14 protein-coding genes are annotated in these 15456 nt (G+C 40.4%); 3 read left to right on the top strand and 11 right to left on the bottom strand.

What is annotated here, in order from left to right; translation table 11 throughout:
- Positions 1-190: 190 nt before the first annotated feature.
- Positions 191-1111 carry a flagellar motor protein MotB gene (locus ABX891_RS05540; RefSeq protein WP_024597196.1) on the bottom strand — a complete coding sequence of 307 codons (921 nt, stop codon included), beginning with the start codon at positions 1109-1111 and terminating at the stop codon, positions 191-193.
- A 2-nt stretch (positions 1112-1113) separates the two neighbouring features.
- Positions 1114-1881 carry a flagellar motor protein PomA gene (pomA, locus tag ABX891_RS05535; protein WP_024597197.1) on the bottom strand — a complete coding sequence of 256 codons (768 nt, stop codon included), beginning with the start codon at positions 1879-1881 and terminating at the stop codon, positions 1114-1116.
- Positions 1882-2202: 321 nt separating this feature from the next.
- Here pomA and ABX891_RS05530 point away from each other — a divergent pair, with 321 nt between their 5' ends.
- The 3 genes from ABX891_RS05530 to dxs all read left to right on the top strand — a co-directional run bounded on the left by ABX891_RS05530 (position 2203) and on the right by dxs (position 5303).
- On the top strand, positions 2203-2445 hold the full coding sequence (locus ABX891_RS05530) for an exodeoxyribonuclease VII small subunit (RefSeq protein WP_002961738.1): 243 nt from the start codon (positions 2203-2205) through the stop codon (positions 2443-2445).
- 2 nt (positions 2446-2447) lie between these two features.
- Positions 2448-3335: a (2E,6E)-farnesyl diphosphate synthase gene (gene ispA, locus ABX891_RS05525; RefSeq protein WP_354629060.1), complete on the top strand. Its 888-nt coding sequence runs from the start codon at positions 2448-2450 to the stop codon at positions 3333-3335.
- Between the two features lie 105 nt (positions 3336-3440).
- Positions 3441-5303 carry a 1-deoxy-D-xylulose-5-phosphate synthase gene (gene dxs / locus ABX891_RS05520; RefSeq protein ID WP_354629059.1) on the top strand — a complete coding sequence of 621 codons (1863 nt, stop codon included), beginning with the start codon at positions 3441-3443 and terminating at the stop codon, positions 5301-5303.
- Positions 5304-5360: 57 nt separating this feature from the next.
- Here dxs and ABX891_RS05515 read toward each other — a convergent pair whose 3' ends face one another.
- The 9 genes from ABX891_RS05515 to ribD form a co-directional block, all read right to left on the bottom strand.
- Positions 5361-6689: an IS4 family transposase gene (locus tag ABX891_RS05515; protein ID WP_354629058.1), complete on the bottom strand. Its 1329-nt coding sequence runs from the start codon at positions 6687-6689 to the stop codon at positions 5361-5363.
- Between the two features lie 123 nt (positions 6690-6812).
- Positions 6813-9899 (bottom strand): ligand-binding sensor domain-containing diguanylate cyclase, encoded by a 3087-nt coding sequence (locus ABX891_RS05510; protein ID WP_002961745.1) that lies wholly within the window; start codon positions 9897-9899, stop codon positions 6813-6815.
- Positions 9900-9936: 37 nt separating this feature from the next.
- On the bottom strand, positions 9937-10422 hold the full coding sequence (locus ABX891_RS05505; protein WP_024603848.1) for a phosphatidylglycerophosphatase A family protein: 486 nt from the start codon (positions 10420-10422) through the stop codon (positions 9937-9939).
- A complete protein-coding gene (gene thiL / locus ABX891_RS05500; RefSeq protein WP_024603847.1) occupies positions 10419-11393 on the bottom strand; it encodes a thiamine-phosphate kinase in 975 nt (324 codons plus the stop codon). Before thiL ends, ABX891_RS05505 begins: the two co-directional genes overlap by 4 nt.
- A gap of 46 nt (positions 11394-11439) precedes the next feature.
- The gene (nusB, locus tag ABX891_RS05495) at positions 11440-11850 is read right to left on the bottom strand and encodes a transcription antitermination factor NusB (RefSeq protein WP_002961751.1); all 411 of its coding nucleotides are present in this window, start codon (positions 11848-11850) and stop codon (positions 11440-11442) included.
- A gap of 15 nt (positions 11851-11865) precedes the next feature.
- On the bottom strand, positions 11866-12330 hold the full coding sequence (gene ribH, locus ABX891_RS05490) for a 6,7-dimethyl-8-ribityllumazine synthase (RefSeq protein WP_354629057.1): 465 nt from the start codon (positions 12328-12330) through the stop codon (positions 11866-11868).
- 100 nt (positions 12331-12430) lie between these two features.
- On the bottom strand, positions 12431-13543 hold the full coding sequence (gene ribBA, locus ABX891_RS05485; protein ID WP_024603846.1) for a bifunctional 3,4-dihydroxy-2-butanone-4-phosphate synthase/GTP cyclohydrolase II: 1113 nt from the start codon (positions 13541-13543) through the stop codon (positions 12431-12433).
- 29 nt (positions 13544-13572) lie between these two features.
- The gene (locus ABX891_RS05480; RefSeq protein ID WP_354629056.1) at positions 13573-14226 is read right to left on the bottom strand and encodes a riboflavin synthase; all 654 of its coding nucleotides are present in this window, start codon (positions 14224-14226) and stop codon (positions 13573-13575) included.
- A gap of 16 nt (positions 14227-14242) precedes the next feature.
- Positions 14243-15376 carry a bifunctional diaminohydroxyphosphoribosylaminopyrimidine deaminase/5-amino-6-(5-phosphoribosylamino)uracil reductase RibD gene (gene ribD / locus ABX891_RS05475; RefSeq protein ID WP_354629055.1) on the bottom strand — a complete coding sequence of 378 codons (1134 nt, stop codon included), beginning with the start codon at positions 15374-15376 and terminating at the stop codon, positions 14243-14245.
- Between the last annotated feature and the right edge of the window lie 80 nt (positions 15377-15456).

Below are 15456 nucleotides of genomic sequence, written 5' to 3'. Positions count from 1 at the left end.
CTTATCGTCATCTCCGCCAGTACCATTTCCAGGCATATCGCTATACTTATATTTTTTATTCACGGGCATTCCATTACATATGTTAAGGAAATGTACTGTAAGCTAAAATGATGAAATTGCCAAGATGCTTAGGCAATTAAGTACCCTAAATTAAAACGAAAAGTAGTGAGATATAATACCAAGCAATAGCTTAACGTACATCAATAGGCGCTGACTCTTTTGCTTTACCTTGTAATATAGATATTTCTACTCGGCGATTCCTGCGGCGATCTTCATTTGAATCGTTTGGAACAAGTGGACGGGTATCAGCCCGACCCACTACCATCATGCGGTTTTTATCAAACCCTTGCACCGTTTGCAGCTCGCTTGCGACTGCTACGGCACGCTTTGATGATAGGTCCCAGTTGTTAATATATAACTCATTCGATACCTGAAAATCATCTGTATGGCCAGATACAGTTATTTCGCCAGGTACATCTTTTAACAGTACACCAATATCTTGAATTATGGGTTTAAACTTAGGTTGTAAAAATGCACTACCCGAAGGAAATGAACCATTCTCTCTAATACGAATAATTATTTGCTGCCCTAAAGATTCAAGCTCAATTGCACCATCTATTATTTGCTTTTCAAGCTGCTGCGCGATTTTTTTAACGAGCTCGTTAGTTTGTTCCTGATCGGCCGCTGAAGTTGCTTGCTCTGACGATTGCTCTTGAGAAGTACTACGAGATTCGCCACCACGTTTGTCCCCGCGCTGTTCTTGCCTGCCGCCAGCTGAGCTTTCATCTCCAGCCTGAAACTCTAACATTTGCTGAGTCATTTCTACTGTTTGTTGTTGAATAGTTTCTATTGGAGTGGGTTCTGGTTTGCCTGGGGTAAACTCCATAGCAATAACAGAGGTACCTTTAGGGATATCTTTTACTTCAATTTTATTCTGCACACCAAAAGCAAACTTCATAGAGCCCGCAATTTGTTTAAACTTAAGTACATCCATTTCTGAAAACGCAAGCAAGAGTACAAAAAAGCACATTAACAGTGACATTAAATCGGCAAACGTTCCCATCCATGCTGGTAGGCCTGGTGGTGGGCATTTGCACTCTTGATCAGACATAATTACTCCTCGGTATCTACTTTGCGTTTAGATTCAGCTAAGTAATTTTTCAAAATACCTTCGATTACTTTTGGATTTTGGCCATCTTGTATACCTAAAATAGCATCTAAAATTAAACGCTGATTCATAGCTTCTTCGTCTTTACGCAGTTCAAGTTTTACCTGAATAGGAATTGCCACAACATTGGCTAAAAACGCACCATATAAAGTTGTTAAAAGCGCTACCGCCATTGCCGGGCCAATTGCTTTTGGGTCATCCATGTTAGATAACATTGCAACTAAGCCAATTAGAGTACCAATCATTCCCATTGCTGGTGCAATATCGGCTAATGACTTAAATAAGCCTGCGCCCATTTCATGTCGAGTAGTGGTTAAAGAGATGTCTTTTTGAAGTGTGGCGCGAACAACATCTGCGTCATGGCCATCAACAAGCATGTCGACTCCTTTGCGCATAAATGGATTTGGGATTTCAGCTTCTTCGAGTGCTAAAAAGCCCCCTTTACGAGCTGAATCAGCAAGTTCTACTGCTTTTTCAATAAGTTCTTCTGGCGTTTCAATTTTAAACATAAACGCTTTAGCAACAACTTTACCTATACCCAAAAACTGCGACATGGTGAAATTTGATAAAACAATGAAAAGTGAACCACCAAATACAATTACACTAGAAGGAGCATCGGCAAACATAGCCATTTCACCGCTACTACTCATAAACATAGACATGACAATTAAGCCAATTGCGCCTAGGATCCCGATTATGGTTGCTAAATCCACATTTCCTCCAGAAGTTTCATGCTTAATGGCCTTATCATAAACTTTTATTATTAACTGCTTATCGGCAACATATTGAATTGCTTAAGCCATTTTTATAAATAAACATAAAAAGCAGCCTTTAGCACTATTTTAGATCAAGTTATAAGGGCTACCTAATTATCAATTGATTTATTAAACTAACAGACCGCTATTAAGGCTTTATTAATACACTTGAAATATAATTTAACGTTATAAAGGTAAAAAACCAATATCATCCTTTGACCTAGTTTAGCATTCCCCCTAAAATTGACCCCTAAATTTATTATGTAAGCTGAAATAAAGATGGCGACTAAAAAACCTGAAAACTTAAGTTTCGAACAAGCACTAGAAGAATTATCTACAATCGTTAGTGACATGGAACAAGGTGACTTATCGCTTGAGCAATCGTTAAAGCAATTTGAGCGTGGAATTGCATTAGCAAGTGCTTCATCAGGTAAATTACAGCAAGCAGAACAAAAAGTATCAATTTTGATGGGGAATGGCGAAAAGTCAGTTCTTACGAATTTTGATAATGATATGGAATAGCTGTGAGCATAAATAATTATATCGAACGTGCTCAAAAAGATGTAGTAGCGACCTTACAACAGCATTTTAAACAGCCTCTCGATACTGAAGAAACAGTCAAGAACGCCACCCAGTATGGATTATTTAATGGCGGTAAAAGATTACGTCCATTTTTAGTTTATGCCACAGGTAAAATGCTCGGTGCAAACCAGCAAGACTTACATGTACTTGCAGCTGCAATTGAGTGTATCCATAGCTATTCGTTAGTTCATGATGATTTGCCCGCAATGGACGATGACGACTTACGCCGTGGCCGCCCTACTTGCCATATAGAATTTGACGAGGCAAATGCAATTTTAGCCGGTGATGCCCTACAAACACTCGCCTTTGAGCTTATTGCGAATCACAAATTCACATGCTCGTCGCAAACACAAGTAAAAATGATTGCTACGCTTGCCCACGCATCAGGCCTTGAGGGCATGGTAGGCGGACAAGGTCTTGACATAGCAGCAACAGATAAAGTAATTACCGTACAAGAGCTTGAGCGAATACATAAGCTAAAAACCGGAGCTTTAATTAATTGTGCAATTACACTTGGTGCACTGTGCAGTGAAAAGGCAGATCAACAAACCTTAGAAAATTTAAGCATTTTTGGGTATGCTATAGGGCTGGCGTTTCAAGTACACGACGACATTTTAGATGTTGAAGGCGATACGGTTACTTTAGGTAAACCACAAGGCTCCGATATTGCCGCGAATAAAGCGACATATCCGGCGTTATTAGGTATGCTAGGCGCTAAAGAAAAGGCGCAAAATTTAATACAACAAGCCCATGAAGCGTTGGCAAATATAGATGCTGACACAACACTTCTTGCGTCGCTAGCAAATTACCTAATTGAGCGTGACCACTAATTTTTGCTCATACGTATTGCAATTAGCACTGACATTATTACTCAACATTAATTATTCGTAAAAGCTTTGAATGAATTAATGTTAGCGAAGGATATATATAAAACCATGACACTTGATAGTAGCAAGTATCCATTACTTAATTTAGTTGACGAGCCAGCCCAATTGCGTGACTTAGCGCAAGACAAACTCCCTGCATTTAGCAATGAGCTGCGCGATTATTTACTCAACTCAGTATCGCAAAGTAGCGGTCATCTAGCGTCTGGTTTAGGGACGGTTGAACTAACCGTTGCGCTACATTATGTTTATAACACTCCAGACGATCGCCTAGTTTGGGATGTGGGTCACCAAGCTTATCCACATAAAATCCTTACAGGTCGTCGCGACCAAATGCACACTATTCGCCAAAAAGACGGTTTACACCCTTTTCCTTTTCGCGATGAAAGCCAATACGATACGTTTAGCGTAGGCCATTCAAGCACCTCTATTTCAGCTGCCTTAGGCATGTCTATTGCCGCACAAAAAGAAGGTAAAGGTCGAAAGTCTGTTGCCATTATTGGCGACGGGGCTATAACCGCAGGCATGGCATTTGAAGCGATGAATCATTTAGGTGATGTAAAATCAGACATGCTTATTATTTTAAATGATAACGAAATGTCGATTTCTGAAAATGTTGGCGCATTAACAAATCACTTTGCCCGAATTTTATCAGGTAGCTTTTATACTAACATTCGTGAAGGTAGTAAAAAGTTACTCTCAGGTGTGCCTCCGGTAAAGCAACTTGCCAGTAAAATGGAAGAGCACATTAAGGGTATGATGATCCCGGGGACCTTCTTTGAAGAATTAGGCCTAAATTACATAGGCCCAATTGATGGTCACGATGTAAACATGCTTGTAGATACATTACGTAATATGCGTAATTTAAAAGGCCCACAGCTTTTACATATAAAAACGCAAAAAGGTAAGGGCTACAAACCGGCTGAAGCCGATCCTATTGGCTACCACGGCGTACCAAAATTCGATCCGAGCACAACTAGCCTGCCTAAATCTAAACCTAGCGCTGCTACTTTTTCAAAAGTTTTCGGCGATTGGTTATGCGATATGGCAAAGCAAGACAGCAAGTTAATGGCTATAACGCCTGCAATGCGTGAAGGCTCTGGCATGGTACGTTTTTCTAAAGAGTTTCCAGAGCAATATTTTGACGTGGCCATTGCAGAGCAGCATGCAGTTACTTTAGCGGCTGGTTTTGCCTGTGAAGGTTTAAAACCGGTTGTTGCTATTTACTCGAGCTTTTTACAACGTGCGTATGACCAATTAATACATGATGTTGCACTGCAAAACTTACCTGTATTATTTGCCATTGACCGCGCTGGTATTGTTGGAGCCGATGGTGAAACTCACCAAGGTGCGTACGATCTAAGCTTTATGCGCTGTATTCCAAATATGGTAATTATGGCACCAAGCGATACCAACGAGTGCCGCCAAATGCTATACACCGGTTATAAAGCAAACTGCCCTGTTGCAGTGCGTTACCCTCGGGGTAGTGCAGGTACTGCAGACATTGAAAGCACTATGCAACTGCTTGAAATAGGTAGGGCAGATACAATTAAGAAAGGCAGTAAAATTGCCATTTTATCGTTCGGTACATTACTTGAAAACGCACAGCTTGCTGCAAATGAATTAGATGCAACGCTTGTTAATATGCGTTTTATTAAACCTCTTGATACTGCTCTATTAAATGAGCTTGCGACTAGCCACGATGTACTAGTGACACTTGAAGATAATGCGATTGCTGGCGGTGCCGGCTCTGCAGTTAACGAATACTTAGCAACACTAAAGGCTAATATTAATATTCTTAACTTAGGTATTCCTGATGAGTTTATTAAACACGGCACACAAGATGAAATGCACGATGAAATGGGATTAGGTGAGCAAGGAATATTAACCGCTATTAAAGCGTTTATTAATTAACTTCCTATACATCTAAAGTAGAGCACATTAAAAAAGGAGCCTAGGCTCTAATGCCAGTCAGTTAAGCTGACTGGCATTTTTCTTTTTATGGGGATACTTAGATGGTTTTGGCTTAACCCATCGGGGATATCTTCTATCCTCTCGTCTAGCTGGAAGCTTAAATAAGACCAGTGTATTGAGTAAGTGCTGCCAGTGTATTGGAATGTTCCCTGGACTCATTATAGATACTGACGAGAAATACTGAATGACAGCCATCGAACTGCTAGAGAAACTAAGCTGGTTAGGCCATATCCCTGTAACTGTCGCCGCCATCGTCATTATTCTTCGTATTAAATTATAGGCGAGTAACACGCCCCATAGCTCCTGACGCACCATGTCTGGACGCTTACTTCTTAAATGGTATGCGCTATCAAGCATGGTTTGTTTGATTTCTCTAAACCCAAGTTCTATCTCCCAACGATGACAATATAATTCAACAATTTCATTACCTGGATAACGCAATCTATCCGTCATCGAGGTTAATATACGGTAGCTTTTGCCCTTTATTGTTTTGCTGATTAATCTCGCTTTAATCGTTTCAGGAACATCGGGAAAGTTTTTTTGTGCATGCTTTGTGGTTTTCAATTCAATGATATGGTCATTTTTACCCGCGCTGGAGATGATTTCATACTGTAAGTCGGGCCTTGCTGGTATCAGCCAGTGCCTCATCTCCCCAGTTTGATGCCAACGGTTTAACAGGCCTAAAGAATAATATCCTTTATCAAACATAGTCAGTGAATTATCTGGTGTACGTTCAATTAAACGCTCAGCTAATTTCATCACGTTGGTTTTATAGTTATCAAACTCGCTACTGAGAAGTTGATGGCTGGTCAATTCCATATGACAGACCATGCGTATTTGAGGAAAGGCTGTATCACCGTACTGGTTGCTACCAGAAGAGAAGGCTTTACGGTTATCAGGCGTGTCGGCTGTTCGCCACACAACACCGTCAACAGCTAATAGGTTCAAACCATTCCATGTTTCGAATGACTGTTGCTTATACATTGATTGAGCAGATTTATTGAAAACGTGTTTAACGGAATCATCACCTAACCTTTGTCTCGCCTGTACCATCGCACTTGGAGCAACGAGTGGGTTCTTGCCAGGTAACATGATATCTAGCTTATTAGCGATATTCCAAACTGATTCTTTTCGAAACAATGCCATGCCAATAACTGACCACAAAACGGCTTCAAGCGGTAATCTTCGCTTACGAACGGTTGCAATCCCTGCTTGTTGAAAACCTTGTTCAATGGTTTCAGGGTCAAGAATTTCTGATGATTTTTCAAAGGTATGGTATCGGCTGCTTTCTTCAAGTGTTGCTTGCAGTGCTTGTTCTATATTCACAAAAAAATCCGTAGTTAGTTTCCTAACTACGGATTTTGCATGATCGTTTGGATCGGTCAACCGGTCATTTTCTTAACTGATCGGCATTAGCCTAGGCTCCTTTTTTAATATCAATATTGCTGATCAGCGCATCCACACTTTAATATCAGCTAAGCCATTGCTTTGCAAAATACCTAACTGCTGATCAACATTAGAGTTTTGTTCAAACTCAAATGCATCGAGCTGATCATCAAACGTAATATTAGCCACACCATCACCACCGCGCTTTTTAACTTGATGTAATGCTATATCGGCCAAGTTAATAGAGGTTTCCCAGCTAATTACCTGCCCGCCTAATAAAGGTAATGGATAAAATGACCAACCAATTGATGCAGTGATATTAGTTGTTTTTCCATTTGGTAATTGGAACGAATTAGCCGCTATTACTTTACAAAGTTCTGAAGCATAGCTATCTATTTTATTGCATTTAAAGTCACGTAATAATAATAAAAACTCATCACCACTCCAACGTGCCACATAGTCAGAACCTTGTGTACGAGAGTTAAGTAATGCAGCCATTTGCTGTAAGCAGCTATCACCTGCAATTGGGCCATACGCATCGTTAATACGGCTGAAGTTATCAAAGTTAATAATTACCAGCACCAGTGACTTACCTTGTGCCTGCAGCGACTGTGAATTACGTTGAAAGTGCTCAATATCTTTAGGGAGTTGATCAAACAAAAAGCGGCGACTACGTAGCCCTGTTAGCTCATCTGAGTGACTCACTAATTTAAGCTGTGAATTCACTTGGCCTAATTTATCATTAGCTTGGCGAAGCTCTAAGGTACGCTCAGTGATTAAGCCCTCTAATGCTTCTTGTTTTCTGCGTTCTTGTGCTCTAAACACCCAAAAAATGAGATAAAAAAGCAAAATAAAACCACTGGTAATTAAAAGCCTAAAGTAAATTGTTTCGTCAAAGCGCTCAGGCACTACAAAACCGTATTCTACATCTTGCGCTTTAGCCCAGTCTTCACCTTGGCGCTTAGCTTCTAATTGAAACAAAAACGAGCCAGGAGGCAAGTTAGTATAAATAGCTTCACGTCGCGTATTTGCATAGCGCCAGTCACTATCTAAGCCACTTAGTTTATATCTAAATTCAATGCTGTTTGGTGCATAGTAATCAATAGCTGTGTAAGTTAGCGTTATATCACGCTCGTCTGTTTCTAATGATGGTTTTTTACCAAGCGCAGCGGTAGTTAAATGACGAAGTGGCGTTGTTATTGTCTCTATTGTTGGCTTTAATGCAAGCACGCCAAATAGCTCTACATTTTTAGGTATTTCAACAACACCTTGTAAGCTTGGGTACCAAATAGAATTTCCGGTGTCTGCTACCGCATCATGCCCAAGTCCACTACAACATTGATTCGCTTTACCATCAAGTTGACGGTCAAAAGATGAAATTACTTCTTCAACTTTTAGGCTTTTTATTTCTGTTTTAAATTGCTCTACAGGCATTCTGTAAACACCTTTCATGGTGCTTACCCAAACATGCTTTAACTTTTCATCATATTCTAGGCTAAATATAGAACCATACGGTAAACCATTAGCTGCATCGAGCTGACGCCATTGCCCTTGCGTACTTCTGTAAAAAAGCCCATCGTTAAGAGAGCCGATTAAAATACCCACGCCATCTATATGTAGCACGCTAGTTACGTATGCGCTTTCAAGTGTTGTTTGGTCGCCAATTTTTTCAATGCCACGGTCTGTAAAGTAATATGCGCCTTTACTAGTACCAATCACACCAAAGTTTGTTTTATCTAATACGTAGGTAATAAACTTACTACCTAAAAAAGCGTTATAAGCAAAAGGCGTTAAACCAGCATAATTTAATCGATATAAACCGCGTCCGGTACCAATCCAAAAGCCGCCTTTACTAGAGCGACTTATTGCAAATACCGGATTATCGCGAAGTGCTCGACCAGGGACGGTGTAAAGTGTCTTGTTTTCAAAAACAAATAAGCCGCGCCCTGTGGCTATATATAATCGCTCACCATCAAATTGTAGATCGTGTACTGATGCGTATCCATATTTACTACTTGGGACTAAATTAATAAAACTTTTATCTAAATCGAAATAACCAATGCCGCTTTTATTCGCAACCCACAGTTTACCATCGGGTGCTTGGCTAATAGCCATAACAGATTCGGTCATGTTTGAAACTGCTGAATGCCTCTCTACTCGCCCTTCATGAGCAAGCCACAAGCCTTCACTAAAGCTTGCTAACCAAACGTTATTTTTATCATCTCTAAAAATATCAGCAAACCATATACTTTGATCAAGTTGGCTAGGCTCTACCCATTGCCACTCACCGGTTTTATCTCTGAATAATAAGCGTCCATAGGTCGATACCCACAAGCCACCATCGGTATCACTCATAAACTTATAAACGGCTGAGTTATTTGCATTAGGTAAAGGAAAAGGTCTTAGCTCGTCATCTAAATCTAAAAAGTATGCACCTAGCTCAGAAGCTATATACAAATTACCATTTAAAAATGATAAATCGTGCACGATAGTTTGCGCTAAGCGCTCTGGTAAAGATATTTTTGCGGTAAGCTCTAAACGTAGTTTAGAAAAATCTGATGAGTTTTTTGTAAGGCGTAATAAATGACGATCATTAACCAGCCAAATGCCTTCAGGAGAGAGTGCCATTTGGCTAACAGAGCCAACTATTTGTGTGATCACAGTAGCATTAACAATAGGTAGAGGACCATTTACTTCAGTGCGTAAATCAACTTGCCCTCTATCTACATAGTATAAGCCGTTGGCCGCAATCCATATGCTACCTTTAGAGTCCTCAAGAATATCCCTCACTGGACCTTTAATATTAAATTCTTGTGCTGCAAATGTGGCTGGGTTAATAACTACCAAGCCACTTTTAGTGCCTACCCATAACAAACCACTAGAATCGACTAAAAGCTTATTAACGCCATTACTAGGCAAGAATGGACTATTTTGCGTGTTGTAATTTGTAAATGTTGTACCATCAAAACGGCTTAAACCAAATTGCGTACCAAGCCACATATAGCCTTGCTGATCTTGCACAACACTTTTAAGTGATTGCGACGGTAGGCCATCTTTTATATTCCATTGCTTAACTACGTAATCAGTAATTGAAGCCCAACTTGGCGTCGCGCACAACATAAGTACACAAACCAGTAAAAATCGCATCATATTGCTGCCACCTAGTTAAACAAATCAAATATAAAAATTAAAAGGACAGTAAACCCACTTTTATTAACGCTTGTAAACATATAAGCGAAAAAATACCCGCAAGTATATCATCGGCCATTATACCTAAACCGCCATGTACTCGTTTGTCTAGCATACGGATTGGGCCGGGTTTTGCTATATCAAAAAAGCGAAATAACAAAAAACCTACGAGTAATGTTTGCCAGCTAAGTGCTGCGCCAATCATAGTGATGTAATAACCCGCCACTTCATCCCATACAATAGCAGGATGATCGTGTACGCCTAAATCATCAGCCGTTTTACCGCACGCCCATATACCAAATATACTGATCACAACGGCAAATACAATTTGCAGCCATAACGGATAATACATGGTCATAAAAATGAATGGCAAGGCAGCAAACGTACCAAATGTACCGGGCGCTTTAGGGGCAAGCCCTGTCCCAAAGCCCAGACCAAAAAACTGATGTGGACGCTTTAAATTAAACTTGCGGTTATTGTTCAAACCAGCTCCTTTGCAAAGTGCTCAAAACCCTGCGGTTCAAAATCAAACTTTTCACCGTTGTGTAAAAGCTCAATTTGGCCATCGCCACTTTTAACTTGGCCAATGCATGTTGCATCTACACCATACTGGCGTAGCTTTATTTCTAACATACTTTTATTGCTATCAGGGACCGTAAAAATTAATTCGTAATCATCACCGTAACTGAGAATAAATGGCAGCTGCTGATTAAAATCAAGGCTTGCTTGCATCGCATCTGAAGTTGGAATACTTTCAATATTCACCACTGCATTTACTTGTGACATATCGAGTATATGACTTAAATCAGCGATTAAGCCGTCCGACACATCAATAGCCGATGATGCTAGGCCTCGTAATACCTGCCCTGCAGCAACACGTGGGGTTGGAAAGTCAAAGCGTTTATTTACGTACTTTAAATGCTCTGGCTCAATATTTATACCTTGCTTGCGAGACTCAATTGCAAGTCCAGCGTCACCTAGCGGACCCGTAACATAAATCCAATCACCCACTTTTGCGCCACTACGACGAAGTGCAGTACCTTCGGGTACAGTCCCTTTCGCACAAATAGTGATGGTTAATGGACCCTGAGTTGTATCGCCACCTATAATCTGCACATTAAAATATTCAGCAATTTCATGCATGCCATCAGTAAACTCTTCAATCCACTGTGGGTCAATACTTGGCAAAGTTAACGCAACTGAAACCCAAGTTGGCTCAGCGCCCATGGCCGCTAAATCACTTAAATTAACAGCAAGCGCTCTGTGACCTAATGCACGAGGGGAAATATCATCAAAAAAGTGTACGCCAGCAACAAGAGTGTCTGTTGTAACGGCAAGTTGGCAGTTTTGTGGAACGGTTACTAAAGCGCAATCATCCCCTATACCTAGGTTTACATCACGACGGGTGATACCGCGACCTTTAAAGTAGCGGTTAATTAATTCAAATTCCTTCATACACAAAAAAGCCGGCCTATGCCGGCTCCCCTCTTTAACGGTTTACTTACTTGCGTAAATGCTTAACAGCTTTATCAAGTACACCGTTTACAAATTTATGGCTGTCTTCAGCGCCAAAAATTTTGGCCAGTTCAATACCTTCGTTAATAGCAACTTTATAAGGTACGTCTTCACGGAACTTAAGCTCATAGCTGCTTAAACGTAAAATTGCACGCTCAACCATATCTAAGTCATCAAACGGACGTGTTAAATGTGGTGATACAGCTTCGTCTAGTTGCTTGTAATTTACAGCAACACCCGTCGCTAGATCTTTAAAGTATTCAACATCAATTTTAGTAACGTCTGTTTCGATCAACATTTGTTGTTCGATATCGGCAATTAAATTGCCACTTATTTGCCAAGAATAAACGGCTTGGAGTGCTAAGATACGTGCTTTACGTCTTGCTGCTGGTTTCACAAAAATTCCTTAAACTTAAATTTTATCTAACACATTAACCATTTCAAGCGCGCCTAAAGCAGCTTCGCCGCCTTTATTGCCCATTTTGGTGCCAGCACGCTCAATTGCTTGTTCAATGCTTTCTGTGGTTAATACGCCAAATGCAACCGGGATATCATACTCAAGTGATACTTGCGCAAGACCTTTGTTTGATTCGCCAGCAACTAGGTCAAAGTGTGGTGTACCACCTCTGATCACTACGCCTAATGCGATGATTGCATCATACTCTTTTTTTGCCGCAACGCGTTTAGCCGCTAAAGGTAATTCTACCGCGCCTGGCACATAAATAACGGTAATGTCGTCATCTAATACGCCACCTGTGCGTTTTAGCTCATCAACAGCACCTGCAAGGAGGCTGCTACCAATAAAGTCATTAAAACGAGAAATGACAATGGCAAATTTTTTGCCTGGAGCGTACTTATTACCTTCAATAATTTTCATTTGATAACCCTAAAAATAAGTTCAAGCGGTTGCGATTGCGCAAAAATTGCTGCGCATCATACCATAAAAATAAAATAATAGCCTAGTTTAAGCGTGATGCTTATTGTGGCTCAACGTAATCAACAACTTCTAAATGAAAGCCCGAAAGTGCATGGTACTTTTTGGGGCGACTCATTAATCGCATTTGTTTAATTCCAAGATCGGCAAGTATTTGCGAACCTACGCCAACAGTACGAGATGTACCTTTGAATTTGCGTGGCGTAACGCTTTCGCCAGCATCAGCTGCTGCAAATGCTTTCACAGTTGCCTCTAGCTCTTCAGTGCTTTCTTGCTTACCTAAAATAACTAAAGCACCTTCATTTTTAGCAATGTAGGCCATTGCTTCAGAAAGACCCCAGCTACGGTCAGCACTTCTGTCTGAAAGTAGAATATCGTTAAAGGTACTTTGCAAATGTACACGTACATTTGTCGGCTCTTGATCTTTTATATCGCCTTTGAGCAATACGTAATGTAATTGGCCGTCAATTGTGTCTTTGTAAGTAACTAAATCAAATTCCCCATGAACAGTTGGTAACTTACATTTTGCTACTTGCTCAATTGTTGTTTCGTTTAAGTTGCGGTATTCGATTAAATCAGCAATGGTGCCAATTTTAATATCGTGCTCTTTCGCAAAAACTTCTAAATCAGGGCGACGTGCCATAGTGCCGTCAGCATTAAGTATTTCAACAATAACAGATGATGCTTCAAGTCCAGCTAAACGCGCTAAATCACAGCCAGCTTCAGTGTGTCCTGCGCGAGTTAATACGCCACCAGGTTGCGCCATAATAGGAAAAATATGTCCAGGCTGAACAATATCACTTGGGACTGCGCCTTTAGCTATAGCCGCTTGCACTGTACGTGCTCTGTCTGCTGCTGAAATACCGGTTGTAACACCTTTTGATGCTTCTATCGACATTGTAAAGTTAGTAGAAAATGCTGCACCATTGTTTTTAACCATTAACGGTAAATCAAGTTGCTCGCAACGCTCTTGCGTCATGGTTAAACAAATTAAACCACGGCCATGGGTAGCCATGAAATTAATTGCTTCTGCGCTAATATGCTCAGCTGCTATTATTAAATCACCTTCATTTTCTCTATCTTCATCATCCATTAAAATAACCATTTTACCGGCTTTAATATCGTCGATGATTTCTTGCGCGCTGTGTAAATTCATAAATTTGCTCGTGTAAGTTGTCAGTTTCGTTATTTAATAAAACCCGCTTTAGCGAGTAAGCTCATCGAAATATCAGAGCCCGTTGGTTGCTCTGCACCCTTTATAAGGCGCTCTAAATAACGTGCAATTTGATCTACCTCTAAATTAACTTGGGTACCTACTTTAAAATGAGCAATTGTGGTTTGCTCACTCGTGTGCGGGACAATTGTTAATTTGAATTTATTGCCCTCTACAGCGTTTACTGTCAGGCTTATACCATCAATACATACCGAACCTTTGTACGGAATGTATTTCATTAAATTTTCGTCAGTTGTAAGCCAATATTCTGTTGCTCTGGCGTTTGCTGTAATACTTGTAATCGTTGCAATGCCATCAACATGGCCGGATACTAAATGACCGCCTAAACGCGAAACAGGTTGCATGGCTTTTTCAAGATTCACCGTTTGTCCTAAAGCATAGTGAGCAAAACCGGTCAAACTAATCGTCTCATTAGATAAATCCGCACTAAAACCATCAATATGTTTATCAACTACAGTTAAACAAACACCATTGGTCGCAATGCTGTCACCTAACTTTATGTCTGTCATATCAAGATCAGCACTTTGGATACGAATGGCTAAGTCGCCTTGTTTTTTTTGTAATAAAGCAATTTTGCCTGTGGCTTCTATTATCCCAGTAAACATAGCACTACTCTTTTTATTAAGTGATTTTAATGAGTTTTGACGCGGTGATACGTAAATCGTCACCAATGCGCGCACATTCATTAAATGTTAAATCAACGGTGTTTTGCATACTCGTCAATTCAGGAAAGTTAACTAAACTTTTTGCATCATGGCCCATTAGTTTAGGCGCTAAATAAAAAACAAACTCGTCAACTAAATTGAGCTCTGTCATTTTACCAGCAAGTGTTGCACCAGCTTCAAGCCAAACATTATTAAACTGCAGTTGCCCAAGTTTTTTTAAAACGGCTTGTAAATCAACTTTACCGTTACTTTCACTAACTTCAATATGCTTTACAAAATGCGGCCATTGCAATGATTTATCAACCTTAGTCGTAAATATTATTACATCACTTTGGATTTCAAATAAAGCAAGGTCAGGTGTTAAACGGTTTTGAGAGTCAATTATAACACGCACAGGCTGGCGAAGCGGCAAATCTGTAGGTAGTGTGCACGGTAACTCACTTAATCGCACATTAAGTTTAGCATCGTCTACTAGCACAGTATCGGCACCGGTTAAAATAGCACAGCTTTGCGCTCGGTATAATTGCACGTCTTGTCGAGCAGCAGGACTTGTGATCCACTTACTTTGCCCATTTTTAAGGGCTGTTTTACCATCTATGCTTGCTGCCATTTTACAGGTCACATAAGGTAAGCCTTGCTCCATACGCTTAAAAAAGCCAACGTTAAGTGCGCGAGCTTGTGATTCGAGTAACCCGTAAGCAACGTCAATACCCGCGTCGCTCAGTATTTTAAGGCCTTTGCCAGCAACTTGTGGATTTGTATCAACCATAGCAGCAATTACTTTTACCACACCGGCAGCTTTTAAGCCTTCGGCGCACGGTGGCGTACGGCCATAATGACTACACGGTTCAAGCGTTACATAAGCCGTTGCACCTTGTGCATTTTTTCCAGCGACAGCCAGTGCATTTACTTCAGCATGGCCTTGACCTGCTAATTGATGAAAACCCTCGCCAATTATTTGATTATTTTTAACTAAGACACAGCCAACATTAGGGTTAGGTGTGGTAGTAAACCGACCTTTTTTGGCAAGTTCTATGGCGCGTGCCATATACATTTCATCATGTTCAGTAAAAGTAATTTGGTTAAGCATTTATTATACCAATTGCGTTAAATAAGTGGTCCATTATAGCGCTAAGAAAATAGCGCAATAACAAGGCGAAAATTATGACA

Source organism: Pseudoalteromonas sp. NCIMB 1079 (assembly GCF_040567695.1).
Classification (GTDB): Bacteria; Pseudomonadota; Gammaproteobacteria; order Enterobacterales; family Alteromonadaceae; genus Pseudoalteromonas; species Pseudoalteromonas distincta.
The sequence above is the reverse complement of the archived record's forward strand: the minus strand, read 5'-3'. Positions and strand labels throughout refer to the sequence as shown.

Coding starts and splice junctions, on each gene's coding strand:
- ABX891_RS05510 (WP_002961745.1), bottom strand. CDS start 9,899: ATGATGCGATTTTTACTGGTTTGTGTACTTATGTTGTGCGCGACGCCA.
- ribBA (WP_024603846.1), bottom strand. CDS start 13,543: ATGAATTTACACAGCGCGCAAGAAATCATCGACGATATTAAAGCCGGT.
- ABX891_RS05480 (WP_354629056.1), bottom strand. CDS start 14,226: ATGTTTACTGGGATAATAGAAGCCACAGGCAAAATTGCTTTATTACAA.
- ABX891_RS05540 (WP_024597196.1), bottom strand. CDS start 1,111: ATGTCTGATCAAGAGTGCAAATGCCCACCACCAGGCCTACCAGCATGG.
- dxs (WP_354629059.1), top strand. CDS start 3,441: ATGACACTTGATAGTAGCAAGTATCCATTACTTAATTTAGTTGACGAG.
- ABX891_RS05530 (WP_002961738.1), top strand. CDS start 2,203: ATGGCGACTAAAAAACCTGAAAACTTAAGTTTCGAACAAGCACTAGAA.
- thiL (WP_024603847.1), bottom strand. CDS start 11,393: ATGAAGGAATTTGAATTAATTAACCGCTACTTTAAAGGTCGCGGTATC.
- ribD (WP_354629055.1), bottom strand. CDS start 15,376: ATGCTTAACCAAATTACTTTTACTGAACATGATGAAATGTATATGGCA.
- ribH (WP_354629057.1), bottom strand. CDS start 12,330: ATGAAAATTATTGAAGGTAATAAGTACGCTCCAGGCAAAAAATTTGCC.